The following is a 22703-nucleotide window of genomic DNA, read 5'->3' as shown; positions in this document are numbered from 1 at the left end:
GAGGGTATTTATAATGAATCGTACTAAACTGGTACTGGGCGCGGTAATCCTGGGTTCAACTCTGCTGGCTGGTTGCTCCAGCAACGCTAAAATCGATCAGCTGTCTTCTGACGTTCAGACTCTGAACGCTAAAGTTGACCAGCTGAGCAACGACGTGAACGCAATCCGTTCCGACGTACAGGCTGCTAAAGACGACGCAGCTCGTGCTAACCAGCGTCTGGACAACCAGGCTCACTCTTACCGTAAGTAAGAGTACCTGTAATAAAAATGGCGCACATTGTGCGCCATTTTTTTTGCCTGTAATTTGCTACTGAAGCTGCACCGTCCCGGACGCCGTCACGCTCCCCTCTTCTGCACCACTTTCCGCATTCACCTTCGCACTCTGTACTTGCTGCGCCGCCCTGCCAGGAGCCGTAGCGTCACCGCCCACTGCCACCGGATACCCGGCGCGCCGCGTTAGCGCCGCATCAGCCTGCTGCTTCGCGAGGGGATCGTCGCTCACGAAGGTTGTAAAGCTTGCTGGCAGCGTCAGCGGTGCGGTCTGGGTGTTTTGCTCATCCTGCTGCGACAGCGGCCTGTGGACCTCTACATAGCGCTTCCCGTCCGGCTCCTGCGTGAACTTCACCGGCTGGTTGATGATTTCAACCCGCGTTCCCCACGGCACGCTGGCAAACAGCGCCTGAATGTCATCGGCGTTCATACGAATACAGCCGGAGCTGACGCGCAGCCCGACGCTGTCCGGCGCACTGGTGCCGTGAATGAGGTACTCGCCGTTCCCCTTCGCCAGCCGCATTGCATAGCGTCCGAGCGGGTTACCTGGCCCGGCGGGTACCACTTTCGGCAACTCAATGCCTTTGGCCAGCGAGCGCGCCCGGATACCGGCCGGCGGCGTCCAGGTCGGATTAGGGATCTTCTGGCTGATGCGGGTGACCATCACCGGCGTCTCCAGCCCCACCTGGCCGATACCGATGGGATAAACCTGCACCATGTTCTTACCCGGCGGGTAGTAATAGAGGCGCAGCTCGGCGAGGTTCACCACGATGCCTTCCCGCGGCGTATCCGGCAGGATCAGCTGGGTCGGGATCAGGAGTTGCGTGCCCGGCATCGGCTGCGGGGCAACGGTATTGTTCGCTTCCAGCAGCAGGAAAGCGCTGGAGTTGAAGCGGCGGGCAATCGACTGCAGGTTGCGGTCGCCTTCCTGCACGATATAGCTCTGGTTCTGACCAATCAGACGGCCCCCGTTGGCCGGCAGCGGGTAATCCACCGCCAGCGCAGCATGGGGAAACAGAGCAGCGGTAAACAGGCTTGCAGCAATAAGCGAGGCGCGTTTCATACTGAATTCCTTTATCACTGGCGAAGCGCCAGAACGCTGAAAGAGAGCGAGGCAGCAGGCCGCCTCGCGTTGACAGGATGAAAGCTGTATCTGAAGTTTAGCTAAGAATTGCTGCTCTGGCGCGGATTGCGCGGATCATGGCTTCCAGCCCCTGGGAGCGGGACGGGGTGAGGTGTTGCGTCAGCGCCATTTCTTCGAACCACGGGCGCACATCAAAGGCGACGATATCCTGAGCGCTCATCTCCTGATAGAGAATAAACACCACGGCAATCAGCCCCTTAACAATGGCGGCATCGCTGTCGCCCTGTAGCTCGATTTTTCCGGCGTCGTTCTGGTGCATCACAATCCACACCTGGCTCTGGCAGCCCTGGATGATGTTGTCCGGATTGTGCGCCTCATCGCTCAGCGCCGGCAGACGCTGGCCCAGCTCGATGATGTAGAGATACTTCTCTTCCCAGTTGGTGCAGCGGCTGAAATTCTTCAGCAGTTTCTCTTTGTCTGGCAGCGTGGCCATGCGGTTCTCCCTGTTAACCCAGCAGACGGTGGATACGGGTTAACCCCGCCACCAGCCGGTCCACCTCTTCTTCGGTGTTATACATCACAAATGACGCGCGGCACATCGCAGGCACGTTAAAGAAGCTCATCAGCGGCATCGCGCAGTGGTGCCCGGTGCGCACGGCAATCCCGTAGTTATCGAGGAAGCTGCCCACGTCATAGGCATGATGCTTGCCGAGATTAAAGGAGATCACCCCGAGGCGTTCCGGCGGACCATAGATAGTGAGGTCCGGCACCTCGCGCAGGGCGTTAAGTGCATAGCGCATCAGCGTCTGCTCGTAGTCGGCGATATTATCGAGGCCCAGATTATGCACATACTCTATCGCAGCACCGAGACCGATAATCCCCGCCGTGTTCGGCGTACCGGCTTCAAAGCGCCACGGCGCGGCATTCCACGTCGTGCCTTCGGTCAGACTGACGGTGCCGATCATCGACCCGCCTCCTTCCCACGGCGGCATGGCGTTAAGAATGTCGCCCCGCACGTAGAGCACACCGATGCCGGTTGGCCCGTAGAGCTTGTGCGCCGAGAAAAGATAGAAGTCGCAGCCCAGCGCCTGCACGTCAACCGCGTGATGCATTACCGCCTGCGCACCGTCCACCAGCACCTTCACTCCTGCCGCATGGGCGGTAGTGATGATATCGCGTACCGGGTTCTCGACCCCCAGCACGTTGGAGACGTGAGACACCGCCAGCAGGCGGGTGCGCTCGTCAATCAGGGACGGCAATACCTCAAGGTTAAGCGTGCCGTCGTCGTTGAGCGGGATCACCCGCAGCTCGGCGCCGACGCGCTGGCACAGCATTTGCCACGGCACAATATTGGCGTGATGCTCCATGGTGGTGACGATAATGTTATCGCCCGGCCCGACGTTGCTCACGCCCCAGGTATTCGCTACCAGGTTAATGCCTTCCGTAGTACCGCGCACGAACACCAGCTCCTCATGGGAGCGGGCTTTGAGGAAGCGCGCCGCCAGCGTGCGCACGTTCTCCATCTGCGTCGTCGCGTCGGCGCTCAGGGTGTGAATGCCGCGATGTACTGCGGCATAGCCGGTGCGATACAGGCCCAGCTCGGCGTCAATCACCTGGTTGGGTTTCTGCGCGCTGGCCGCGCTGTCGAGGTACGCCAGCGGCTGGCCGTTCACTTCCCGGGCGAGGACCGGGAAATCGGCCCGCACCTGAGCTACGGAAAATGTCATGCTTCTCCCCCTGTCAGACGCTGACCGATACGGGCCAGCACCTGCTGTTTGAGCGTCTCGTCGTCAATGCTTTCGGTCAGCTCTGCGGCAAAGGCGTAAATAATCATCTGCTCCGCCGCCTGAGCCGTAATACCGCGCGAACGCAGATAGAACAGCTGCTCATCGTCGATACGGCCGATGGTGGCCCCGTGGCTGCACTTCACGTCGTCGGCATAGATCTCCAGCTGCGGCTTGGTGTCCACTTCTGACAGCTTGCCGAGCAGCAGGTTGTTGTTGGTCATCTGCCCGTCGGTTTTAATCGCGTGCTGGGCCACTTTAATCATGCCGTTGAACACTGCACGTCCGCGGTCGCGCACGATTATTTTGTGCATCTGACGGCTGTTGCAGTAGCCCTTGTTGTGCTCAAGCCAGGTGCGGGTGTCGCACACTTCGCTGTTCACCGGCAGCGCCAGGCTGTTGAGGCGCAGGTTGACGTTCTCGCCGTTGAGCTGGGTGCTGGTGTTGTGACGCAGCACCGCGCCGCCGAGCAGGAAGCTGCTGCTGTAAGCATCCACATCCTGCTCCGCCAGCAGATCGTTATGGGCGAAGTGGTAGCTGTTGGCATTCTCAAACGCCAGCTTGTAATGACGCAGCTGGCTGTTAGCCCCGGCGCGGAAGGTGAAGCGCGCGCCGGTAAAGTGGCGACGCTCATCCTGGCTGACAAAGTGCTCAATCACCGTGGCTTGCGCCCCTTCGGCGAGGTCGAGGTGGTGACGATAGTGCACCGTATTCAGCGTCTCATCGTCGCTGCCGCAGGTGATATGCATCAGCAGCAGCGGTTTCGCCGGCTGGGTATTGCGCGCGACGCGAATACGCGTCACGGTCGGCGCCAGGCTCTCGGTCAGATGCAGGAACACATCCGGCTGCACCGGCGCGGCCAGGCCCGCACGCTCGTCGTCGATGGTGACGTCAAAGCCGCTGCCGGTAAGATCGTCACTCAGCGCTGCACTGAACTGCCCGTCCACATACACCAGGCGCAGCGCGTCCAGTGGCAATGCCAGCGCGTCACGCTCGGCATGCGTCAGCTCGCGCGGCGTTGGCAGCACAAAGGTGTTATTGAGCAGGCCGTCCAGCGGCGTGTATTTCCAGTTCTCATGCTTGCGCGTCGGCAGGCCGAGACGCAGCATCTGCTGGAGGTGCTGCTGTGCTTCACCTGAGCGGTTAGCCCCCTGGGTTTCAAACAGGTGGTGCCACTGCTGTAGTGCGTTACTCTTGTTCTGTAAGCCAGCCATAGCCCTGCTCCTCCAGTTGTTTCACCAGCGAGAAGTCGCCTGATTTCACAATACGGCCCTGGTAAAGCACGTGCACGAAGTCCGGCTTGATGTAGTCAAGGATGCGCTGATAGTGCGTGACGATAACGAACGAGCGGTTGCCGTCGCGCAGGGAGTTGACGCCGTCAGAGACGATTTTCAGGGCATCGATATCGAGACCGGAGTCGGTTTCATCGAGGATGCACAGATCCGGCTCCAGCACCGCCATCTGCAGAATGTCGTTACGCTTCTTCTCACCGCCGGAGAAACCAACGTTCACCGAGCGGCTGAGCAGATCTTCTGGCATCTTCAGCAGTTCGATCTTCTCTTCCATCAGATCCTGGAAGTCGAAGCGGTCTAGCTGCTCCTGACCACGGTATTCACGCACGGCGTTCAGCGCGGTTTGCAGGAAGAACTGGTTGCTGACGCCCGGGATTTCAACCGGATACTGGAATGCCATGAAGATGCCTTCCCCGGCGCGATCTTCCGGTGCCAGCTCCTGCAGGTCTTTGCCCTTGAACAGGATTTCGCCGCCGGTGATCTCATAGTCTTCACGGCCAGCCAGCGTTGCCGAGAGGGTACTTTTCCCGGAGCCGTTCGGCCCCATGATGGCGTGTACTTCCCCCGGACGCACTTCGAGGTTCAAGCCGCGCAGGATGGCTTTGTCTTCAACGCTGACATGTAAATCTTTGATGCTTAACATGAAATATCCTTTATCGACATTACCCGACGCTGTGCTCGAGGCTGATGGCTAATAATTTTTGTGCTTCCACGGCAAATTCCAGTGGCAGTTCGGAGAAAACGTCTTTACAGAAGCCGTTAACGATCATTGAGATGGCGTCATCTTCGCTGATGCCGCGCTGCAGGCAGTAGAACAGCTGGTCTTCCCCGATGCGCGAGGTAGTGGCTTCATGCTCAAGCTGGGCACTGTTGTTGCGGCACTCGACGTACGGGAAGGTATGCGCCCCGCTGTCCGGGCCGATGAGCATGGAGTCGCACTGGGTGAAGTTACGCGCGTTAGTGGCGCTCGGCATGATTTTCACCAGCCCGCGGTAGCTGTTCTGGCTGTGCCCGGCAGAGATCCCTTTCGAAATAATGGTCGATTTGGTGTTCTTGCCGATGTGGATCATCTTGGTGCCGGTATCCGCCTGCTGGTGCCCGGCGGTCAGCGCCACGGAGAAGAACTCACCGATAGAGTTGTCACCGCGCAGCACGCAGCTCGGGTACTTCCAGGTGATGGCCGAACCGGTTTCCGACTGGGTCCAGGACATCTTGCTGTTTTCGCCTTCGCACAGCGCGCGCTTGGTCACGAAGTTCAGGATGCCGCCGGTGTTGTTGTCACCCGGGAACCAGTTCTGTACCGTCGAGTACTTCACTTCTGCGTCTTTATGGATGATAACTTCCACCACCGCGGCGTGCAGCTGGTAGCTGTCGCGCACCGGCGCAGAGCAGCCTTCGATGTAGCTGACGTAGCTGCCTTCATCGGCAATCAGGATCGTGCGTTCAAACTGACCGGTTTTTTCCGCGTTGATGCGGAAATAGGTAGACAGTTCCATCGGGCAGCGCACCCCTTTCGGGATGTAAATAAAGGTGCCGTCAGACGCCACCGCCGCGTTCAGGGCGGCAAAGAAGTTATCGTTCGACGGCACCACGGTGCCGAGATACTGCTTCACCAGCTCCGGATGATCGTGGATCGCCTCGCCAAAGGAGCAGAAGATAATGCCCTGCTCGCCCAGCTTCTCGCGGTAGGTCGTCGCCACCGAAACGGAGTCGAAGATGGCATCCACCGCAACTTCGCGCCCTTCACGTACCGGCACGCCGAGCTGGTTGAACGCTTCTTCGACTTCCTGTGTCAGCCAGGCATTTTCCCCGGACTGCTGCACCGCACCCGGCTGGGACGCGCAGGTATCGTCGCAGCTGCCGCAGGACGGCGCGGAGTAATAGCTGTAGTCCTGATAGTCGAGCTTGTCGTAGTGGGCTTTCAGCCAGTGCGGCTCTTCCATCTGCAGCCACGCGCGGAAGGCGTTGAGACGGAACTCCAGCATCCACTCCGGCTCATTGCGGCGCGCAGAGATGGCGCGCACCACGTCTTCATTAATGCCTTTGGCAAACTCTTCGGTTCGCACCTGAGTGAAGAAGCCCTCTTTATAGTTCAGAGGCCCGGTCCAGGTCTGCACATCATCGGTCGTTTCAGTGTTACGAGACATATTACCGCCTATACCCCAAAGCTTTCGCCGCAGCCGCACTCGTGCTGCGCTTTCGGGTTATTAAATTTAAATATCTGGTTCAGCCCTTCGCGTACGTAATCGACTTCGGTTCCGTCGATAAACGGCATGGCGTCGGCTGGCACCCACAGGCGCGCGCCGTCGCGCTCGAACAGCAGATCGTCTTCGCGCGGCTCGGTGACCGTTTCCAGCACGTAGCCAAAGCCGGCACAGCCGGTCTGCTTAATACCCAGACGCACGCCGAGGAAACCTGACTGCTGCTCCGCCAGGTCTCGGATATGCGCTGCGGCTTCAGGGGTCAGATGTAGCCCCTGCCAGCCCGGTTGGTTGGGATCAAAAGTTCCTGCTGACGTTTCCATAGGTGCACCTCATGTTTTAAGCCAGAAAGCGATAACGCCATGTTAGTGATAATAATTATCACTTCAACCTCTGCGGATGAGGGTTATTAGCAAAAAATCGTTTTTCAGGCGCGTGTATTAAGCATAGACGCTGTTAAAAAGACGATCGGCTATGCGTAAAACGGGATAACCTGCTGATGTGCAAGATAAATGTATTATACCTGATGCCACAGCGGATTATGTTAATAAGTTGTATAGATAATACCTATTTATAAGATAGGGTTCAAAGAAATGTGTGCGCTGATGTGCTCGCATTCCTGAAGCACGGTTAGCGGGCGGCGGCAGTCTGCCCTGCACATAACCTTACTTTTTGTGGCTCCGGCTTCGTTTATCGGCATTAAGACACATTCAGCAGCCTTTTAACCCGGCACGCCTTTGACGACGCGCTGACGCCGCAGTGCATTATTAATTATACCCCGCCCCGGCAAAATAACCTTTATCCCTCTCTGCGGTTCTCACCGGGCTGGGTCAGCATTCAATCATTAGCCCGATTTGAGTATTGCCGCCGCGCGCCAGGGTTTCATACCACGATTAATGGCAATGCAGAGTTGACGTCCGGGAAAAATTGTACGAAAAATCTAATGGATTACACATCACAAAGGGAATCTCTCTATGTCCGTTGAAGACAGGATCAAGCAGCTGGAACTGACCGTACACCGCTTAACCATCGAAACCAGAGTGCTGCGTGAACTTATGCAGGTACAGGTGGGTATCAACAACATCAATCTCAAGGGGCATTTTGATGATGTGATTATCAAACTGGCTACGGAATACCAGAACCGTGGGCTTGATAAAGACGATAATCAGGCGCTCCACGATACGCTTCGCGACTACCTGCGGGACAGCAAAAGCCAGCATTAATGCCGGCATGCCGCGCGGTTTCCATGCGCGCTCTGTTAACTCCACGGGTGCGTGGAACGCGACAATGCCGCTGTCGTTTATGAATATGCCGCTGCTCAGCTATGCCAGTGAGATTACTATCCCGACGCTGGTCGTGACGGGTGAAAAAGCGCACTCGCGCTATTTTGCGGAAGATGCCTTTAACGCCGTCGGCAGTAAACAGAAAGCGCTGGTGATTGTTCCGGGGGCCAACCACGTTGACCTGTACGATAACGTCGCCGGTAAAATTCCGTTTACCCGCTTCGGGCAGTTCTTTGAAACCAGCCTGAAATAACATCGGATCCTGAGCCATTAAAAGCCACCGCACGGTGGCTTTTTTGCGTTGGCTGCTGGTTCAGGCGGTGGTATTGATGTTCCGGCCGATGGCCGGGTTGGCGGGCAGCTGAGGAATGGCATCGAGGATACCGGATGCCACACTCTGCTGATTATCCAGTGCTTTCTTCAGTACTAACGTGCTCACCTGATTATTAAGCTGCATGCTATCGAGGCTGGTTGCAAGGGAAGCGATGTTCGCTGCGTCCATGATGTTCTCCTGTGTGATACGAGGTTAGCGGGAACGGATGCCGGCGCGTGATGACGCCTCAGGATAGTATCGGCAGCATCGGGCAAATCATAAGCGATCCCCTGCCGTCGCCCGGCGCGCTGCATCGATACCAGTTTTCACCCAGTTGATAAGCTCATCCTGTTCTTCAACCACCCCTTCCGGCAGCTGCGAAAACGACAGCGCCACTTCTCTGACGCCGGACGGCCCGCGCCGGGTATAAGTAAACGGCTGGCAGCCCGCCTCAGCAAAGCGATGCTGACTGGTAGCGTCAGTCTTTACATAGATCTCACCCTGCCGGGTAATCAGCAGCACCATCAGGCCATCAAGAAACAGCGCGGTACAGCCAAACATTGCCCGGGCGCTGAAGCGACCTGTCGGGCTGAGCTGATCGATAAGATAGTGGGCCAGTTCATGGGAAACTTTCATCGGCTATGCTCCTGAACGTATTCAGACGCATAATGCCTCCACATCACCGCGCATGAAAGAATGACGCTATAAGCTTTAAGGCCAAATTACCCACTTAAATAATCTTGAAAATTAAGTATTAGTGATAATTACTAATTAACATTCAGACACTTAACAATCAACCTTAATCCCACAAAGCTAAACTTCTGCCTTATTTTGGTCTTGATTCTTAACTTCAGGAATATACGACTTCATACCCCAGGGGCAGAGCGCAAACAGGCACCGTTTTCCGCGCGGGCATTCACTGTGAATCTCACCTTTGTTACCCGGACAATCCGTCATGGCCAGCAGGTTTTGCCACATCCGGGCGTTAAACGGCGAAGCATGTATCACGTTCAGTTCCTGAGGTTTACCATCCACATATAAACCGCTGTCATGGGTAGTGATGGTCTGCCCCTGCCGTAAAAAGTAATCGCCGCGAAACCACAAAACATATTTGAATGCCTTTGCGGTCTGGGCCACGGTAAAGATGGTCCCGGTGTCCGGGCTTGCCAGTGAATCTACGATCTTCCAGTCCATATTGCTCCACGATGGTATGTCATGCAGGCGGGTGGCATGTCCCCATGCCCTCGCCCTTGATGCGTTTTTACCCTGAATATTTGCGGGAAAAGAGGGTCACCTGCACCCACAAAATTCGCGATGTAAAAAAAGGCTAGAACAAAATGAGATTTCTACAAAAAAACTTACAATCCTTATGGGATACACGAGCGAGAGATATTTGCCCTCAGCCCGCTATCGCGCCACAGGTGTTAGACAGGCGCAGATTCAGGCAGCTGGAAGGGCGGTAGTAGCAGTGAAGTGGCGCTGCCGGGAATCGACAGCGCGGGGCTGGGCGAATCAGTGTTGCGAGGCGGCGGTGGGAACGATCTTGTCGAACAGCCAGGTAAATACAAAGGTGTACACCAGGAAGAAAACCAGGATCCCCAGTTCCATCATAAATGCCGTAACGAACGAGACATGGTACCACCACATAAACAAGGGCACGGCGAGCACGATAAAGCCGGCTTCAAACAGCACTGTGTGAGCCACTCTCAGCGTCACGCTCCTGTTTGTAATGCCCTTTTTCCGCTCCCATGATTCAAACAGCGTGTTGTAAACATAGTTCCAGACGACAGCAATCAGCGAAACGCCCACGGCGACAGGAAGCGAATCGGTTACCTGTCGATCGCTCATTCCTGAAAGGATCATAGATGACAGCATGACGGCAATCAGTTCGAAAATAACAACGTAGGTGATCCTGCGAGTAACGGGTTGTAAACTGAACATAAATATCCTCTTTCGCGATAACGAAGCCAGTCCATCGCGATACCATGTATTCTACCGGGCCGGTGCTGAGGAAAATTAACATACGGTCGTATCTAAATCAATTGCCGGAGAAGTCATGGCGCGTCCACGTAAAAATCATCGCGAAGATCTGCTTGATGCCGCTGAGGCTGTGCTGACTAAAGAAGGCGCTAAAGCCCTTTCGTTCGGGAGCATTGCGGTCGAATCTGGCCTCTCAAAGGCCAGCGTCCAGTCAGTTTTTGGTTCGCGGGAAAATATTCTTGATGCACTGCTGGCGCGCTGGATGCAGCGCGAGCAGGTAAAATATGAGCAGCTGGCAGGGGAACATCCTGATGCCCGTTCACGCCTGATGGCTCACATCAAGGCAACCAAAGAGGTGAATGATAAGGCGGGTAGCCGTATTTCGACGCTGCTGGCCGCCCAGGTGGGTTCCGGTTCACAAAGCGAGTATATGAAGCAGTGGTATCAGGAGAGAATCGGTGATTTCAGCGCTGACGATGAGCAGGCGCGTAAACGCCGGATCGCCTATTTAGCCGTTGAGGGCGCCATCCTGATCCGCAATCTGGTGGGCTACGACATCAGCGAGGAGGTGTGGGAAGACATCTTTTCCGATCTGGAACAATACGCACAATAGCGTTGCCCTGCAGCGTACCCGGCGGCGATTACCCGCCTGCCTGGTTATGTGGCGTGCCTCTCTTTCTTTAATCCTGAATCGCGCGTCGGAATAACGCACTGCCCGCCCGGCTATCAACCGCACTAAACCAGAATATTCTTGAGATTTTTACAGAAATAGCCGAAACAAATCACTACGGCCTGAAAAGTGCACCATTTTTTTATATACTCAACGTGCAGTATGTTTTTTACCAACCAATCGGAGGCATACGTGTTTATTTCTGACGAAGAACAGAGCAACATGCTAATTGGCCAGGCGGCAATGCAGCTCCTTCTCAGAAGCCAGGACGTGAACGTCCAGACCCTGCAGAAAGAGATGCTGACGATGGCGGAAACCGAGCACGATGAACAACGGCTGATGCTGATGCATGAAACACGCCGCTGGCTCGCAGGCTACTGCTCACTCAGCAGCCGCACCCCGGAACGGGCTGGCTGGCTGGAAGGGAAATTGCCCGGTGAGTTTCAATTTGCTGTGACACCCGAGCCCCGTGCCAAAAAGTAGCGCATCGCCACCACCGACACGCCACACGGTGGTGGTTTTCTAAGTATTTTAATGACTTAGAATCCACAACACCCCTTCACAAACACCCTCACATTGACAAAGTTTGACCAAAAAGATCCTGTACAACGCAGACTTCCCTGTACAAGAAGCACAAAGTTGTATAGCTTTGTAGTTATCAACAGGTTAATTTCAACTCAACGTGAAGGATATGCCAATGCGCCAGCACGGATACACTACGCTCCCCAACGCCGACATTGCACGTTACTTCAGCGAAGCGTCGCTTCCCTCTCAACAGGAAACGCTGGGCAGAGTCGTGGTGGAAATTCTCCGAGCGGGACGTACGCTGAATCGCAAAGCGATTTGCACTAAGCTGCTGGCACGCCTTGAGCACGCCGACACCAGCGAAGAAAAAACGCACTTCCAGGAACTCATTCGCCTGCTTTTCGTTCGGGATGCATAATGCCGGCTGGTCTCGTCTGCCCGTTTATTACCCGGTCGCGACGTGCCAGCTTTCATCTCTGAGCCTCTTCATCTGAAGCCAGCCCGGAATTTGCAGCACGCATTCCACCCCTGCCCCGAGAAACGAACAGCAGGGCAAACTGACTTCCAGAGAATCAGATATGAACAGAGATACAGTACAAAAATTGACGGACATCATGATGGGTGAAGCCGTCCTTTCGCTGTTACATGATGGCAGCACCGTTTCCGCCAGCGTGCTGATTACGCGCTTACATATGCTGGCAGCAAATGAGCAGAGCGAAGCACGCCGACAGGCCTGCGAGTGGGCGATTGCTGAAATTCGCAATAGCCACAATGCCTCATCAAACAGTGACACACAGCAGGTGCACAATGGCGAAAACGTGCACTATCTCTTCAACCACGACGACACGCCGGAAGACGACAAGCATTAAACTGCCATCGTTTACCGTCTTACAGGATCTGATACATGCAGCAGCAATTTGTCCACCCCGCTATTCTTCAGCACTTCATGAACGCGGGCGATTTGTATACCAGTGAAACCGAGGTTCTCGGGGCAACTATCCGCCATCTTGCTGCGCATCAGGGTCAGGTTACTAACAAGGCCATCATCATCCATCTGATTAAACAGCTGGAGTGCACAGATGATGTCGTACAGCAGGATATTTTGCGTCAGACGCTGGAGCTGGTGGTGAGCCACACGCCGGACGATCTGCATATCTGAATGATTTTACCCGGAGCCGTTGCACCCTGCGGCTCTGGTTTCATCTGCTCACCCGGCTAGTTCATTTTTGCGGCAATTATCCGGACCGCATGCAACAGCGAACGTTTCTGGGTCTCGTCGGTGGTCTGTTCTACCAGCTCGTGTAACCGCGCCGTGATGTCATGCATATGTACCGGTTTACCAGCCCTGATAAGCTGGGATACGGCGTAACCTACTGCAGCAAGGGCTTCTTCGGGGATGTTGGGTTTCTCATGATCCAAACGTTCTCCTCCGTTTATTACTGGACGGACATTCAAGCTATCATCTCACCGTCCAAAGTGACACCCGTCTTCAGGCACCGCATTATCCTACAGACTCTGTGGCGTAACTGATACAGCTCAGAAATGAGTTGTCTTAATTCATTGATATGAACAGGACATTGCTGGACATCCCCCGCGGGGTATCTGCTACAGTACCGGCCACATTCGCCAAACCGGAACCTCGTTATGCTGACTACCCTTCTCTACCGCAGTCACATTTCCGATGACGTCACGCTGAAAACGCTGGAAAACATGGTCCATAAAGCCAGCGAACGCAACGCGTCCTATGACGTCACGGGCATTTTGTTGTTCAACGGCACCCACTTTTTTCAGCTGCTGGAAGGGCCGGAAGACGGGGTAAACGCCGTTTATAACCGCATCTGTGCCGATGTAAAGCACCATAATGTGGTGGAACTGATGCGCGATCACGCTCCGGCGCGCCGGTTTGGCAATGCCGGTATGGAGTTGTTCGATCTGCGGGCGCATGAGGAGTTTTCCGTGTTGCAGTCGGTGCTCGATCGCGGCACATCCCGCTATCAGCTGACCTACGATGACCGCGCGCTACAGTTTTTACGGACCTTCGTTGAGGCCACAGAGAAGAAAAACTATTTCGAAGTACTGCCTGCCGACCACTGGGTGTTCCTGCCCGATGAGCAGTCCGCTCCGCAGCCTGTTTCTGCCCTGCCACACGCCGATGAGTACAGTTTTGCGTTTCAGCCCATCGTTGATCCGATGGCCCGTGAACTGGTGTCGGTGGAAGCTAAAATGCGTGGCCCGAATGGCAGCAGCCTGAAGGAGTTCTTCGCTACTTTGTCCCCTCATGGGATGTATGAAACCGATCTCAATGCCAAAGCGCTGGCGTTTGCCCAGGCCAGCAGCCTCGGCATCGACGGCCTGACGCTGTCGATTAACCTGCTGCCGATGTCGCTGGTTAAGGTGCCTGATGCCATCGATTTTCTGCTGCGCGCGATTGATGAAAACGGTCTGGTCCCACAGCAGGTGGTAGTGGAAGTGATGGAAAGCGATGTGGTTTCCCGGGGTGACGACTTCGAACAGGCGGTACGCCAACTTAAGGCGGCGGGAATTGGTCTGGCGATTGATAATTTCGGTGCCGGCTCGGCGGGCCTGTTGATGCTCACGCGGGTACAGCCGGACCGGATTAAAATCGATCGCAACATCATTCGCGATGTGCATAAAAGCGGCCCGAAACAGGCCATCGTACTGGCGATCATCAAGTGCTGTACCGCACTGGAAATCGCCGTGACGGCTGAGGGTGTTGAACAACCCGAAGAGTGGATGTGGCTGGAAGTGGCAGGTATTTCCAGCTTCCAGGGCGCTCTTTTCGCAGCACCAGCTTTGGGTGCATTGCCCCCGGTTGCCTGGCCTGAACTTCGGTAACCACTATACGCTATTTTATGGCCGGCTCGTTCCGGCCATGCTATTTCTCTGGCCTGGCGTTTTCACGCTGCGTTTATTTCTTGTTTCGCGCCCAGCTGCATAATCCAAGCGTCGCGATGTGCTATTAGCGTATGCCGTTACGCTGAAATGACCTTACGAAATATATTGTAAAACATAATTTCAACTTTAAAATTGCCATGTTATCAATTTGTTATGGTTGACAGCCGCTCTATCCCTGTTTTCTTCTGTTCGGGCCGTTGTACAAACCTGAATAATGAGAAATTATAGCTTCTGCACATGGGTAAAATATTACAGGAGGATGCTTGTATTTTAATAACGATGAGAAAACCAGGGTTATTATTGGTGAAGCGGCCATGTACCTGGCGCTTAATGAACAGGAAATTGACGTAGCAGCACTGGTAAGGCAGCTGGGTTTGATGGCGCATCGCACCACCTCACCCGAACGTCAGGCCGCGATTTATGAAGCCTGCGACTGGCTGAATACCTTTCGCGAGTTGGGTAGCCAGCATATCGCTGCGCTTAACTGGGACATTATGGGCCATGATGAAGCCGAACATCATGCCGAACGAGATAACGTTGTTACCCTGGAACAACGTCCACGAACTAAAAGCTGACGCTAACGCGATTTGCTGGTGTTTACCTTGATGTCACGGATGACATTCAGAGAGTCCTGTTCGCGTAACCGGTTTCTCCCCCCCTTTATCTGCTCCACGCCTCACTTAGCACGAATTGCTAAAAAAAACTTACCTGTACGCTATGATCAATCCTGTACAACTTTTCTGAATTTCGTTAATTTTTACCTTTTAAATGTAATCCTGACTTAATCATTTAAGGGTGAAATCATGCATCGGTACGGTTCGAGGTCGGACTCTGCCAGCGACATCTCACGTTATTTCAGTAAAGCCGTTAATCTGTCGCAGCAGGAGACGCTGGGAGAAGTGGTGGTTGAGCTGTTGCGCGAAGGCAAAAGGCTCAGCCGCAGGGCGATTTGTGCAAAGCTCATGTACCGACTTGAGATGGCCTGTACTCCGGAACAGGATGCTCATTACAGAGAGCTCGTCGGAATGATGTTCCAGCGCTAATACCCGCAGGTATGGCGCCCATGATTGCACCTGATTTGTTGATGCGCGACATTCAGGATGGGCTTATCGGGAGTGATGTTCTCACGCTACGCGATTAAGTCCCACTGCGCCCTTACGGGTGCGTGTCCGGCGCGGTTAACCGATCTGCCAGGCAAAATGTAATCAGAGAAGTTGTTATGTACGAAAGTGATAAAGATAAATTAGCAGACCATATTATCGGCGAGGCCGTGCTGGCGTTACTCAATGACAATGCGCCCATCAGCAGCGCGTCACTTATCGCCCGGCTTGAAGTGATGGCCGCGGGTGAAAATGATGCCCTGCGTCAGGAGGTCATTAAGAGTGCCATTGCTGAAGTGCGCCGTGGGGTCCCTGCGAAACGCGGTAAGCGCCTACCGGGGAGTCGTGATAAAGAGGGCAGAGGTACGCTGTTTGATGGCGATGCGCCGCCTGCCGGGACAAAAAAGCATTAAGCGCGTAATTTTATCGGGTCGTAACCGGGGCAGAGGTTCCCCGGGCATTGTGTTTTGAGCAGGATGTTCAGGCTCAGCCGGTGCCGGACGGCTAAAGACTTATTCTTTTCGCAGAGCAAATACTATGCAGCAAAATTCTTCAGAAAAAGAGATCGTTTCGTTTTTCAAAAGCGCAGGCGATCAGCTGGCCCAGGAGTCAGAGGTGCTGGGTGCGGTGATCCGCAACATTCTTGCCGACGAGCGGAAAGTGACCAATAAAGCCATCATTCTGTATCTCATCGCCGAAATGGAAAGCACCACCGATGTGGTTCATCTGGATGTGTTGCGCAGTACGCTGGAAATCGTCGTCGGCAGAACCCCTGACGACGCATAAGGCTATCGCCTCGCGTCACCCGACGCGGGGCTTAATGCATTTTCGCCTTCAGCAGGCGAATAGCATGGTGACAGGATGCAGGATCGTCATCCGTCAGGCTGAGCTGATGCAGCACATGGATGATATCCTGCACTCTCACCGCCCCCTGGGGCATCAGCAGATGCGTTACCGCACTGCCGATGAGCATTTTTACCGCACAAGGTATTTCCGTTTCATTGTCCACATTACCTCCGGGTATTCAGCAGCATAACGCCGGCTGAACTTTTACCTTTCATATGAAGCAGTCTTCCGCCTCGTATTTTCACGCGCTGGTATACCCAACGCCGTCAGCACATCCCACCGTTCCGGAATATATCCCCAGCGTAACCGATGTTGTGCCGCCATTAATGACATGGGGGCATAATGGTTAATAAAAAAGGGGGCGGAAAAATAAAGCCCCGCATCGCTGCGAGGCTTTATCTATTTATTTTATTTCCGGAACTCAGACGCTGAATAGCTTTTCTGAATCAGGTGGGTAATGTTATCGAAAGTCGTCATCGCTGACTTACAAAAAATACATTTTGCACCAAACGGATTATTTTCTGTGACGTCGAAGGCTGAGGTTCGGTATTGTGAACCGTGACAGCACGGACATCTGAAATGAATTTGATCAGTGATAGTGTTGTCCTTAGAGCGCAACCACGTTAACAGCTGACGGGCCTTTTGGGCCGTTCTCAACTGAAAACTCAACTTTTTGATCTTCGTACAGGGTACGGAAATCATCACTCTGGATAGCGGAGAAGTGTACGAACACGTCTTTGCTGCCGTCCTCGGGAGAAATAAAGCCGAAGCCTTTTTCCGGGTTGAACCATTTTACGGAACCAGTCATTTTACCAGACATATTTTTTATCCTTTTCTTTGTGCCTTTCGGGCGTAAATGGTCTGAGAACAGCGTAAATCAGAGCGTAAAGTGGAGACTCAAAGGAAGAGGTATCGTGGATACGTAAAGATGAGGACTGCTTTAATGAAATGCTGAGATGTGTCTGTCAATCAAACCGACACCATCATTAACGCATGTTTAACTTTTCGGCGCAAGCTTTATTTATCCTTAGAGATTTATCTCATTCGACTTTGCTTTTCTTTACGTTTACACGTTTTTAATAGGTGAAAAAAATGCGCGCTTCCGAGGATAGGTAAAAATAAACGCAGCGCTGAATAACATTAATTTTTAACAGCGCTGCGTTTATTTATTTTTATCTTGTCGCCGAAGGCACTACACCACCGCCGTGGTCAGCCGTGACGTGCAGCATAACCTGCCCTGCTCATCAACGATCTCTATCTGCCACACCTGGTGACGCCGGCCCACGTGCACCGCCCGACAGACGCCGCGCACCAGGCCGCTGCGCACGCTGCGGATATGATTGGCATTCACTTCCAGCCCGACCACGCTCTGGTCGCCTTCAGTGCAGAGATATCCCGCCACCGACCCCAGCGTCTCTGCCAGCACCACCGATGCGCCGCCGTGGAGCAGGCCGAAAGGCTGATGAGTGCGGCTGTCCACCGGCATGGTCGCCTCCAGCCGCGCGTCATCAAGATAAACAAAACGAATATCAAGCAGGCCGGTCATGTTCCCGGCGGTCATGGCGTTGAGCGCCTCAAGGGTGGCAGTTCGTTTCCACATCAGCCAATGATCTCCAGCAGCGCCTGTAACGGATGACGCACCCCGCTCCCCTCAATGCGCTTCACCTGGCTGCGGCACGAGTAGCCGGTCGCCAGGCAGCGGTTGCGCGGCAGACGTGCAATCGCCGGGTGCCATGAAAGCTCGTAGATACCGAGGGATCGGGCGTGATTTTTTACTTCGTGTCCGTAGGTGCCCGCCATGCCGCAGCAGCCGACGCTGACGCTCTCAAGCTTTGCGCCGAAGCGGGCAAAGATAGCGGCCCACTGGCTGCCGGTAGCGGGCAGCGCGGTCATCTCGGTGCAGTGCCCGAACAGATACCAGGACTCGCCGCTCACGCTTCCCGGCTGCGGTGCGGGCAGTGCCCCCGCCAGCCACTCGTGCACCAGCTGAACGTGGAAGTCGCCACGCGCCTCACCGAGCGTCTGCTTGTACTCGTCGCGGTAACACAGCACCAGCGCCGGATCGACGCCCACCAGCGGAATACCGGTGCGCGCCACGCGGGTAAGAAACTCCGCCGTTTTTTGCGCGGTGCGGGCGAAGCGCTGCAGGAAACCTTTAATGTGCTGCGCTTTACCGTTGGGGGAAAACGGCAGCACTACCGGATTGAAGCCGAGCTTCTCCGCCAGACGCACAAAGTCCACCACCACCTGCGCATCGTAGTAGCTGGTGAACGGGTCCTGCACCACCAGCACGGTTTTCGCTTTCTCCTCCACGCCAAGCTTCTCCAGCTGTTCCAGCGTGGTGTTCGCCCAGGCATGGCCAACCAGCTGCTGCTGCAGCGTCGGGGTGGAGAGCAGCGGCAGATCGACCATCCCGATATGTTTCTCGGACAGGCGACGCAGCCAGGGCTGGCGCAGGAAGAAGTTAAAGGTTTTCGGCGCGTGGGCCATCAGCGGCGCGTAGCTCTCAACGCTGGCGACCAGATGATCGCGCACAGGGCGCAGGTAGCGGGTGTGGTAGAGCTGTAAAAAGCGCGAGCGGAACTCCGGCACGTCGATTTTAATTGGGCACTGCGTGGAGCAGGCTTTACAGGCCAGACAGCCGGACATCGCCTCTTTCACTTCGTGAGAGAAGTCGTACTCGCCTTTACGGGCATGCCACGAGTTGCGGCTGCGCTCAATCAGGGAGCGCAGGCTGGCGCGTTTCTCCGGCAGGGCTTTCTCCAGCTTCAGCGGATCGACGCCGCGATCCGCCAGCAGGCGCAGCCACTCGCGCACCAGCGTGGCGCGCCCTTTCGGGGAGTGAATGCGTTCCCGGGTGATTTTCATCGACGGGCACATCGGGCTGTTGACGTCGAAGTTGAAGCACAGGCCGTTGCCGTTGCACTCCATCGCCCCGCGCCAGGAGGTGCGCACCGCCAGCGGGATCTGCCGGTCGAAGGTGCCGCGCTTCACGTCGTCCACCTGCATCATCGGCGCGTCCTGGCCTGCCGGCGGGCAGATTTTGCCGGGGTTCAGTCGGTTATCCGGGTCGAATGCGGCTTTAATCAGGCGCAGTTCGTGGTACAGCTCGCTGCCGAAAAAGGCCGGGCTGTATTCGGCGCGGAAGCCTTTCCCGTGCTCGCCCCACAGCAGGCCGCCATATCTGGCGGTCAGCGCGACCACCTCGTCGGAGATACGCTTCATCAGGATCTCCTGCTGCGGGTCGCACATATCCAGCGCCGGACGCACGTGCAGTACGCCCGCATCCACATGGCCGAACATGCCGTAGCTCAGACCGTGACTGTCGAGCAGGGCGCGGAATTCCACGATGTAATCCGCCAGCTGCTCCGGCGGCACGCAGGTATCTTCGGCAAACGGGATCGGTTTCGCCAGCCCTTTGGCATTCCCGAGCAGGCCCACCGCTTTTTTACGCATCGCATAGATGCGCTCGATGCCCGCCAGCTCGCTGCACAGCTGCCAGCCGATGACGCCCGCCTGGCCCGACACCATCAGCGCGTCGAGGCGGCCACACAGGCTCGCCACCTGGCCATCAATCAGCGCTTCGTCATCCCCGGCGAATTCAACTATATTAAGACCGAGCATCGTTTTATCCGGCACATCGGTAATCAACTCTCTCACCGAATGCCAGACGATGTCCTCCCGCGCCAGGTTGAGCACCTTCGAATCCACGGTTTCCACCGACAGCGCCCGCGCCTCAACCATAAACGGGGCGTTGCGCAGCGCCGAGTCGAAGGAGTCATACTTGACGTTGACCAGCCGCCGCACCTTCGGTAGCGGAGTAATATCAAGTTTCGCCTCGGTGATAAACGCCAGCGTGCCTTCGGAGCCGGTGAGAATGCGCGTCAGGTCGAACTCGGTCATTTCGTCGTTGAACACGTGCCGCAGATCGTACCCGGTGAGGAAGCGGTTGAGCTTCGGGAATTTATCGAGGATCAGCTGGCGATTGTCGCGACAGCGCTCCAGCACGGTTTTATAGATGCGGCCAACGGTGGTGGCTTCGCGGCCCAGCACTTCCGCCAGCGCCACCGGCATTGCCTGGGTATCGAGAATATCGCCCCCGGCCAGCACGGCGCGCAGGCCAAGCACGTGATCCGAGGTTTTGCCATACACCAGCGACCCCTGCCCCGAGGCATCAGTGTTGATCATGCCGCCGAGGGTAGCGCGGTTGCTGGTAGAGAGCTCCGGCGAGAAGAAGTAGCCGAACGGCTTAAGATACTGGTTGAGCTGATCCTTAATCACCCCGGCCTCAACCCGCACCCAGCCCTGTTCGATGTTGATCTCAAGGATGCGGTTCATATAGCGCGACATATCGACGATGATGCCGCGGTTGAGCGCCTGGCCGTTGGTGCCGGTGCCGCCGCCGCGCGGCGTGAAGACCAGTGAGGCAAAACGCGCCTCGCCGGCAATGCGGGCAATCAGCGCCACATCGGCGGTGGAACGGGGGAAAAGAATGGCGTCCGGCAGCAGCTGATAAACACTGTTGTCCGTCGCCATGGTAAGCCGGTCGGCGTAGCTGGTGGCGGTGTCGCCGGTGAATCCCTGCTGCTCCAGCGCCTGCAAAAAGTTGAGCACCAGTTGAACTAAGCCCGGTGCCTGAGAAATCTGTGGGATCATTAGCCTGTGACCCTGCCTGACGAAGTGTGTTGAGAGTTAAAACCTGACCTGACGTTGTATCGTTATTCTCGCCACCGCTGGCGCAGCGCTGAGCCAGAATGGCGCGTAAGCCGCCGTAAAGGTTCGAAGTTATCGTTTGCGTTGTGCACCGATGGTTGTATCACATTTTTTTCTTATACGCCCACCTGAAATAGCGGCAGAATCGCACTGTCAAAAACCGCTGAAATAATGAATCATTGTCGGCGACTCTCTTCTCGCCAGGGTCTGGCGATTGTTAATAAGGTAACGGTGTTTATGGTAAAACTCAGACAGCCCATGGATGTGCCACAGATTTTGCTGTCCGTCCTGTTTCTTTCGGTGATGATTATCGCCTGCGTGTGGATTGTGCAGCCGTTTATTCTCGGCTTCGCCTGGGCCGGCACGGTGGTGATCGCCACCTGGCCGCTGATGCTGCGCCTGCAGCAGATCCTCTGGGGCCGCCGCTCGCTGGCGGTGCTGGTGATGACGCTGCTGCTGATCCTGCTGCTGGTGATCCCGGTGGCCCTGCTGGTGAACAGCCTGGTGGACAACAGCGCGCCGCTGGTGCACTGGCTCTCCTCCGGGCAAATGACACTTCCGGATTTAGCCTGGCTCAACAGCGTGCCGATGGTGGGCGCGAAGCTCTACGCCGGCTGGCATAACCTGGTGGACAGCGGCGGCAGTGCCATTATGGCGAAGCTGCGCCCCTATATTGGCACCACCACCACCTGGTTTATCGGCCAGGCGGCGCACATTGGCCGCTTTATGATGCACTGTGCGCTGATGCTGCTTTTTGCTGCCCTGCTCTACTGGCGCGGCGAGCGCGTAGCCCAGGGCTTCCGCCACTTCGCCACCCGCCTGGCCTCCAGCCGCGGCGATGCGGCAGTGGTGCTGGCGGCTCAGGCGATCCGCGCGGTTGCGCTCGGCGTGGTGGTCACGGCGCTGGTGCAGGGCATTCTCGGCGGCGTCGGTATCGCCATCGCCGGCATTCAGTACGCCACCATCCTGACGGTGGTAATGGTGCTCTCCTGCCTGGTACAGCTCGGCCCGTTGCCGGTGCTGATCCCGTGCATTATCTGGCTCTACTGGAGCGGGGATACCACCTGGGGCACGGTGCTGCTGGTCTGGAGCTGCGTGGTGGGTACGCTGGATAACGTGATCCGTCCGGTACTGATCCGTATGGGTGCCGATCTGCCGATGGTGCTGATCCTCTCCGGGGTCATCGGCGGCCTGATTGCCTTTGGCATGATTGGCCTGTTTATCGGCCCGGTAGTGCTGGCCGTCTCCTGGCGTCTGTTCTATGCCTGGGTGCAGGAGAGCCCTGCGCCGCACAAGCCGGTTGATGAAGTAATCGAAAACGTCGCTGACGAGCAGCAGAAAGCAAAATAAACAACAGGCGGGGAAACCCGCCTTATTGTTTAGCGCTGCTAATCATTTAATTAAGTAATTTCGCTTTGTTCCGCCCGGTACGCCATGATTAATTTCTCCCGCCTCGCAGATTATTTATCTTTCTTAAACTAATGAGAGGAATCCGATCGACGCCTCAAGGTGACGGTGGCTACTATTAGGTCATGGTTATAAATCAACACCTTGATTTATATGCATGGAAATCCCCTGAGTGAAACAACGAATTGCTGTGTGTAGTCTTTGCCCATCTCCCACGATGGGCTTTTTTTTATCCTGAAAAACCGCGACCTGACATTGAGTCGTTAATTTCGCTTACGGAATGTGACAGCATATTTCGCGCCGGGGAAATAAAAAACCC

General features: G+C 55.7%; 30 protein-coding genes, 1 other RNA gene and 1 pseudogene. 15 read left to right on the top strand and 17 right to left on the bottom strand.

Features of this window, described 5'->3' with window-relative positions; genetic code table 11:
* Positions 1-13 precede the first annotated feature (13 nt).
* Positions 14-250 (top strand): major outer membrane lipoprotein, encoded by a 237-nt coding sequence (locus KFZ77_RS08270; protein ID WP_007374746.1) that lies wholly within the window; start codon positions 14-16, stop codon positions 248-250.
* A 57-nt stretch (positions 251-307) separates the two neighbouring features.
* On the opposite strand, the gene ldtE is transcribed toward KFZ77_RS08270, so the two are convergent.
* The 7 genes from ldtE to sufA form a co-directional block, all read right to left on the bottom strand.
* Complete coding sequence (gene ldtE / locus KFZ77_RS08265; protein ID WP_031522431.1) at positions 308-1333, bottom strand: L,D-transpeptidase LdtE; 1026 nt, start codon at positions 1331-1333, stop codon at positions 308-310.
* 97 nt (positions 1334-1430) lie between these two features.
* Positions 1431-1847, bottom strand: a complete 417-nt coding sequence (sufE, locus tag KFZ77_RS08260) for a cysteine desulfuration protein SufE (RefSeq protein ID WP_031522429.1) — start codon at positions 1845-1847, stop codon at positions 1431-1433.
* A gap of 13 nt (positions 1848-1860) precedes the next feature.
* Positions 1861-3081 carry a cysteine desulfurase SufS gene (gene sufS / locus KFZ77_RS08255; protein ID WP_264385956.1) on the bottom strand — a complete coding sequence of 407 codons (1221 nt, stop codon included), beginning with the start codon at positions 3079-3081 and terminating at the stop codon, positions 1861-1863.
* On the bottom strand, positions 3078-4352 hold the full coding sequence (gene sufD / locus KFZ77_RS08250; RefSeq protein WP_264385955.1) for a Fe-S cluster assembly protein SufD: 1275 nt from the start codon (positions 4350-4352) through the stop codon (positions 3078-3080). The genes sufS and sufD overlap by 4 nt, the downstream gene beginning before the upstream one ends.
* Positions 4327-5073, bottom strand: a complete 747-nt coding sequence (gene sufC, locus KFZ77_RS08245; protein ID WP_031522423.1) for a Fe-S cluster assembly ATPase SufC — start codon at positions 5071-5073, stop codon at positions 4327-4329. Before sufC ends, sufD begins: the two co-directional genes overlap by 26 nt.
* 19 nt (positions 5074-5092) lie before the next feature.
* On the bottom strand, positions 5093-6577 hold the full coding sequence (gene sufB, locus KFZ77_RS08240) for a Fe-S cluster assembly protein SufB (protein ID WP_264385954.1): 1485 nt from the start codon (positions 6575-6577) through the stop codon (positions 5093-5095).
* 8 nt (positions 6578-6585) lie between these two features.
* Entirely contained in the window at positions 6586-6954 is a 369-nt protein-coding gene (gene sufA / locus KFZ77_RS08235) for a Fe-S cluster assembly scaffold SufA (protein ID WP_031522420.1), read from the bottom strand.
* Between the two features lie 651 nt (positions 6955-7605).
* On the opposite strand from sufA, the gene KFZ77_RS08230 reads away from it, so the two are divergent.
* A complete protein-coding gene (locus KFZ77_RS08230; RefSeq protein ID WP_264385953.1) occupies positions 7606-7854 on the top strand; it encodes a hypothetical protein in 249 nt (82 codons plus the stop codon).
* 7 nt (positions 7855-7861) lie between these two features.
* Positions 7862-8167, top strand: a pseudogene (locus tag KFZ77_RS08225) (alpha/beta hydrolase); the annotation flags it as partial.
* A gap of 60 nt (positions 8168-8227) precedes the next feature.
* On the opposite strand, the gene KFZ77_RS08220 reads toward KFZ77_RS08225, so the two are convergent.
* From KFZ77_RS08220 to KFZ77_RS08205, 4 genes are all read right to left on the bottom strand, one after another.
* Entirely contained in the window at positions 8228-8416 is a 189-nt protein-coding gene (locus KFZ77_RS08220) for a YjfB family protein (RefSeq protein ID WP_031522415.1), read from the bottom strand.
* A gap of 87 nt (positions 8417-8503) precedes the next feature.
* Positions 8504-8863 carry a TfoX/Sxy family protein gene (locus KFZ77_RS08215; RefSeq protein WP_264385952.1) on the bottom strand — a complete coding sequence of 120 codons (360 nt, stop codon included), beginning with the start codon at positions 8861-8863 and terminating at the stop codon, positions 8504-8506.
* Between the two features lie 177 nt (positions 8864-9040).
* Positions 9041-9421, bottom strand: coding sequence for an anti-adapter protein iraM (locus KFZ77_RS08210; protein ID WP_264385951.1), 381 nt, complete (start codon positions 9419-9421; stop codon positions 9041-9043).
* A gap of 318 nt (positions 9422-9739) precedes the next feature.
* The gene (locus tag KFZ77_RS08205) at positions 9740-10168 is read right to left on the bottom strand and encodes a PACE efflux transporter (protein WP_264385950.1); all 429 of its coding nucleotides are present in this window, start codon (positions 10166-10168) and stop codon (positions 9740-9742) included.
* Positions 10169-10283: 115 nt separating this feature from the next.
* On the opposite strand from KFZ77_RS08205, the gene KFZ77_RS08200 reads away from it, so the two are divergent.
* The 5 genes from KFZ77_RS08200 to KFZ77_RS08180 all read left to right on the top strand — a co-directional run bounded on the left by KFZ77_RS08200 (position 10284) and on the right by KFZ77_RS08180 (position 12561).
* Positions 10284-10820 (top strand): TetR/AcrR family transcriptional regulator, encoded by a 537-nt coding sequence (locus KFZ77_RS08200; RefSeq protein ID WP_264385949.1) that lies wholly within the window; start codon positions 10284-10286, stop codon positions 10818-10820.
* A gap of 219 nt (positions 10821-11039) precedes the next feature.
* On the top strand, positions 11040-11360 hold the full coding sequence (locus KFZ77_RS08195; RefSeq protein ID WP_051640530.1) for a hypothetical protein: 321 nt from the start codon (positions 11040-11042) through the stop codon (positions 11358-11360).
* Between the two features lie 214 nt (positions 11361-11574).
* Positions 11575-11820 carry a regulatory protein YcgZ gene (gene ycgZ / locus KFZ77_RS08190; protein WP_031522405.1) on the top strand — a complete coding sequence of 82 codons (246 nt, stop codon included), beginning with the start codon at positions 11575-11577 and terminating at the stop codon, positions 11818-11820.
* 160 nt (positions 11821-11980) lie between these two features.
* Positions 11981-12271, top strand: coding sequence for a hypothetical protein (locus KFZ77_RS08185; protein WP_031522403.1), 291 nt, complete (start codon positions 11981-11983; stop codon positions 12269-12271).
* Between the two features lie 35 nt (positions 12272-12306).
* Positions 12307-12561, top strand: a complete 255-nt coding sequence (locus KFZ77_RS08180) for a biofilm/acid-resistance regulator YmgB/AriR (RefSeq protein ID WP_031522402.1) — start codon at positions 12307-12309, stop codon at positions 12559-12561.
* A gap of 56 nt (positions 12562-12617) precedes the next feature.
* Here KFZ77_RS08180 and KFZ77_RS08175 read toward each other — a convergent pair whose 3' ends face one another.
* Positions 12618-12821 carry a hypothetical protein gene (locus KFZ77_RS08175; protein ID WP_264385948.1) on the bottom strand — a complete coding sequence of 68 codons (204 nt, stop codon included), beginning with the start codon at positions 12819-12821 and terminating at the stop codon, positions 12618-12620.
* Between the two features lie 225 nt (positions 12822-13046).
* On the opposite strand from KFZ77_RS08175, the gene KFZ77_RS08170 reads away from it, so the two are divergent.
* From KFZ77_RS08170 to KFZ77_RS08150, 5 genes are all read left to right on the top strand, one after another.
* On the top strand, positions 13047-14258 hold the full coding sequence (locus KFZ77_RS08170; RefSeq protein WP_264385947.1) for a diguanylate phosphodiesterase: 1212 nt from the start codon (positions 13047-13049) through the stop codon (positions 14256-14258).
* 323 nt (positions 14259-14581) lie between these two features.
* Entirely contained in the window at positions 14582-14893 is a 312-nt protein-coding gene (locus KFZ77_RS08165; RefSeq protein ID WP_051640528.1) for a hypothetical protein, read from the top strand.
* Between the two features lie 228 nt (positions 14894-15121).
* Positions 15122-15361 carry a regulatory protein YcgZ gene (gene ycgZ, locus KFZ77_RS08160; RefSeq protein WP_031522397.1) on the top strand — a complete coding sequence of 80 codons (240 nt, stop codon included), beginning with the start codon at positions 15122-15124 and terminating at the stop codon, positions 15359-15361.
* Between the two features lie 176 nt (positions 15362-15537).
* Positions 15538-15831 (top strand): hypothetical protein, encoded by a 294-nt coding sequence (locus tag KFZ77_RS08155; protein ID WP_264385946.1) that lies wholly within the window; start codon positions 15538-15540, stop codon positions 15829-15831.
* A 124-nt stretch (positions 15832-15955) separates the two neighbouring features.
* Positions 15956-16204, top strand: coding sequence for a biofilm/acid-resistance regulator YmgB/AriR (locus KFZ77_RS08150; RefSeq protein WP_031522395.1), 249 nt, complete (start codon positions 15956-15958; stop codon positions 16202-16204).
* Positions 16205-16235: 31 nt separating this feature from the next.
* Here the strand turns inward: KFZ77_RS08150 and KFZ77_RS08145 are convergent, their stop codons facing one another.
* The 5 genes from KFZ77_RS08145 to ydiJ all read right to left on the bottom strand — a co-directional run bounded on the left by KFZ77_RS08145 (position 16236) and on the right by ydiJ (position 20920).
* Complete coding sequence (locus tag KFZ77_RS08145; RefSeq protein ID WP_152548391.1) at positions 16236-16427, bottom strand: hypothetical protein; 192 nt, start codon at positions 16425-16427, stop codon at positions 16236-16238.
* 245 nt (positions 16428-16672) lie between these two features.
* Complete coding sequence (gene ymcF / locus KFZ77_RS08140; RefSeq protein WP_264386166.1) at positions 16673-16861, bottom strand: cold shock small protein YmcF; 189 nt, start codon at positions 16859-16861, stop codon at positions 16673-16675.
* A gap of 10 nt (positions 16862-16871) precedes the next feature.
* Positions 16872-17084, bottom strand: a complete 213-nt coding sequence (cspE, locus tag KFZ77_RS08135; RefSeq protein WP_031522393.1) for a transcription antiterminator/RNA stability regulator CspE — start codon at positions 17082-17084, stop codon at positions 16872-16874.
* Between the two features lie 372 nt (positions 17085-17456).
* Entirely contained in the window at positions 17457-17867 is a 411-nt protein-coding gene (gene menI / locus KFZ77_RS08130) for a 1,4-dihydroxy-2-naphthoyl-CoA hydrolase (RefSeq protein WP_264386165.1), read from the bottom strand.
* Positions 17864-20920, bottom strand: a complete 3057-nt coding sequence (ydiJ, locus tag KFZ77_RS08125; RefSeq protein WP_264385945.1) for a D-2-hydroxyglutarate dehydrogenase YdiJ — start codon at positions 20918-20920, stop codon at positions 17864-17866. The genes menI and ydiJ overlap by 4 nt, the downstream gene beginning before the upstream one ends.
* Positions 20921-21214: 294 nt before the next feature.
* Here ydiJ and ydiK point away from each other — a divergent pair, with 294 nt between their 5' ends.
* On the top strand, positions 21215-22327 hold the full coding sequence (gene ydiK / locus KFZ77_RS08120; protein ID WP_264385944.1) for an AI-2E family transporter YdiK: 1113 nt from the start codon (positions 21215-21217) through the stop codon (positions 22325-22327).
* 182 nt (positions 22328-22509) lie between these two features.
* Positions 22510-22617, top strand: an RNA gene (rprA, locus tag KFZ77_RS08115) — antisense sRNA RprA.
* Positions 22618-22703 lie beyond the last annotated feature (86 nt).

The sequence above is a fragment of the Siccibacter colletis genome, from assembly GCF_025914095.1.
Lineage (GTDB): Bacteria > Pseudomonadota > Gammaproteobacteria > Enterobacterales > Enterobacteriaceae > Siccibacter > Siccibacter colletis.
Note: the sequence above shows the minus strand (reverse complement) of the source record. Positions and strands in the feature narration are given on the sequence as shown.

Excerpts from the sequence above, each read along its gene's own strand:
- KFZ77_RS08270 (WP_007374746.1), top strand. The coding sequence starts at position 14 with ATGAATCGTACTAAACTGGTACTGGGCGCGGTAATCCTGGGTTCAACT.
- ldtE (WP_031522431.1), bottom strand. The coding sequence starts at position 1,333 with ATGAAACGCGCCTCGCTTATTGCTGCAAGCCTGTTTACCGCTGCTCTG.
- sufE (WP_031522429.1), bottom strand. The coding sequence starts at position 1,847 with ATGGCCACGCTGCCAGACAAAGAGAAACTGCTGAAGAATTTCAGCCGC.
- sufS (WP_264385956.1), bottom strand. The coding sequence starts at position 3,081 with ATGACATTTTCCGTAGCTCAGGTGCGGGCCGATTTCCCGGTCCTCGCC.
- sufD (WP_264385955.1), bottom strand. The coding sequence starts at position 4,352 with ATGGCTGGCTTACAGAACAAGAGTAACGCACTACAGCAGTGGCACCAC.
- sufC (WP_031522423.1), bottom strand. The coding sequence starts at position 5,073 with ATGTTAAGCATCAAAGATTTACATGTCAGCGTTGAAGACAAAGCCATC.
- sufB (WP_264385954.1), bottom strand. The coding sequence starts at position 6,577 with ATGTCTCGTAACACTGAAACGACCGATGATGTGCAGACCTGGACCGGG.
- sufA (WP_031522420.1), bottom strand. The coding sequence starts at position 6,954 with ATGGAAACGTCAGCAGGAACTTTTGATCCCAACCAACCGGGCTGGCAG.
- KFZ77_RS08230 (WP_264385953.1), top strand. The coding sequence starts at position 7,606 with ATGTCCGTTGAAGACAGGATCAAGCAGCTGGAACTGACCGTACACCGC.
- KFZ77_RS08220 (WP_031522415.1), bottom strand. The coding sequence starts at position 8,416 with ATGGACGCAGCGAACATCGCTTCCCTTGCAACCAGCCTCGATAGCATG.
- KFZ77_RS08215 (WP_264385952.1), bottom strand. The coding sequence starts at position 8,863 with ATGAAAGTTTCCCATGAACTGGCCCACTATCTTATCGATCAGCTCAGC.
- KFZ77_RS08210 (WP_264385951.1), bottom strand. The coding sequence starts at position 9,421 with ATGGACTGGAAGATCGTAGATTCACTGGCAAGCCCGGACACCGGGACC.
- KFZ77_RS08205 (WP_264385950.1), bottom strand. The coding sequence starts at position 10,168 with ATGTTCAGTTTACAACCCGTTACTCGCAGGATCACCTACGTTGTTATT.
- KFZ77_RS08200 (WP_264385949.1), top strand. The coding sequence starts at position 10,284 with ATGGCGCGTCCACGTAAAAATCATCGCGAAGATCTGCTTGATGCCGCT.
- KFZ77_RS08195 (WP_051640530.1), top strand. The coding sequence starts at position 11,040 with ATGTTTTTTACCAACCAATCGGAGGCATACGTGTTTATTTCTGACGAA.
- ycgZ (WP_031522405.1), top strand. The coding sequence starts at position 11,575 with ATGCGCCAGCACGGATACACTACGCTCCCCAACGCCGACATTGCACGT.
- KFZ77_RS08185 (WP_031522403.1), top strand. The coding sequence starts at position 11,981 with ATGAACAGAGATACAGTACAAAAATTGACGGACATCATGATGGGTGAA.
- KFZ77_RS08180 (WP_031522402.1), top strand. The coding sequence starts at position 12,307 with ATGCAGCAGCAATTTGTCCACCCCGCTATTCTTCAGCACTTCATGAAC.
- KFZ77_RS08170 (WP_264385947.1), top strand. The coding sequence starts at position 13,047 with ATGCTGACTACCCTTCTCTACCGCAGTCACATTTCCGATGACGTCACG.
- ycgZ (WP_031522397.1), top strand. The coding sequence starts at position 15,122 with ATGCATCGGTACGGTTCGAGGTCGGACTCTGCCAGCGACATCTCACGT.
- KFZ77_RS08155 (WP_264385946.1), top strand. The coding sequence starts at position 15,538 with ATGTACGAAAGTGATAAAGATAAATTAGCAGACCATATTATCGGCGAG.
- KFZ77_RS08150 (WP_031522395.1), top strand. The coding sequence starts at position 15,956 with ATGCAGCAAAATTCTTCAGAAAAAGAGATCGTTTCGTTTTTCAAAAGC.
- cspE (WP_031522393.1), bottom strand. The coding sequence starts at position 17,084 with ATGTCTGGTAAAATGACTGGTTCCGTAAAATGGTTCAACCCGGAAAAA.
- ydiJ (WP_264385945.1), bottom strand. The coding sequence starts at position 20,920 with ATGATCCCACAGATTTCTCAGGCACCGGGCTTAGTTCAACTGGTGCTC.
- ydiK (WP_264385944.1), top strand. The coding sequence starts at position 21,215 with ATGGTAAAACTCAGACAGCCCATGGATGTGCCACAGATTTTGCTGTCC.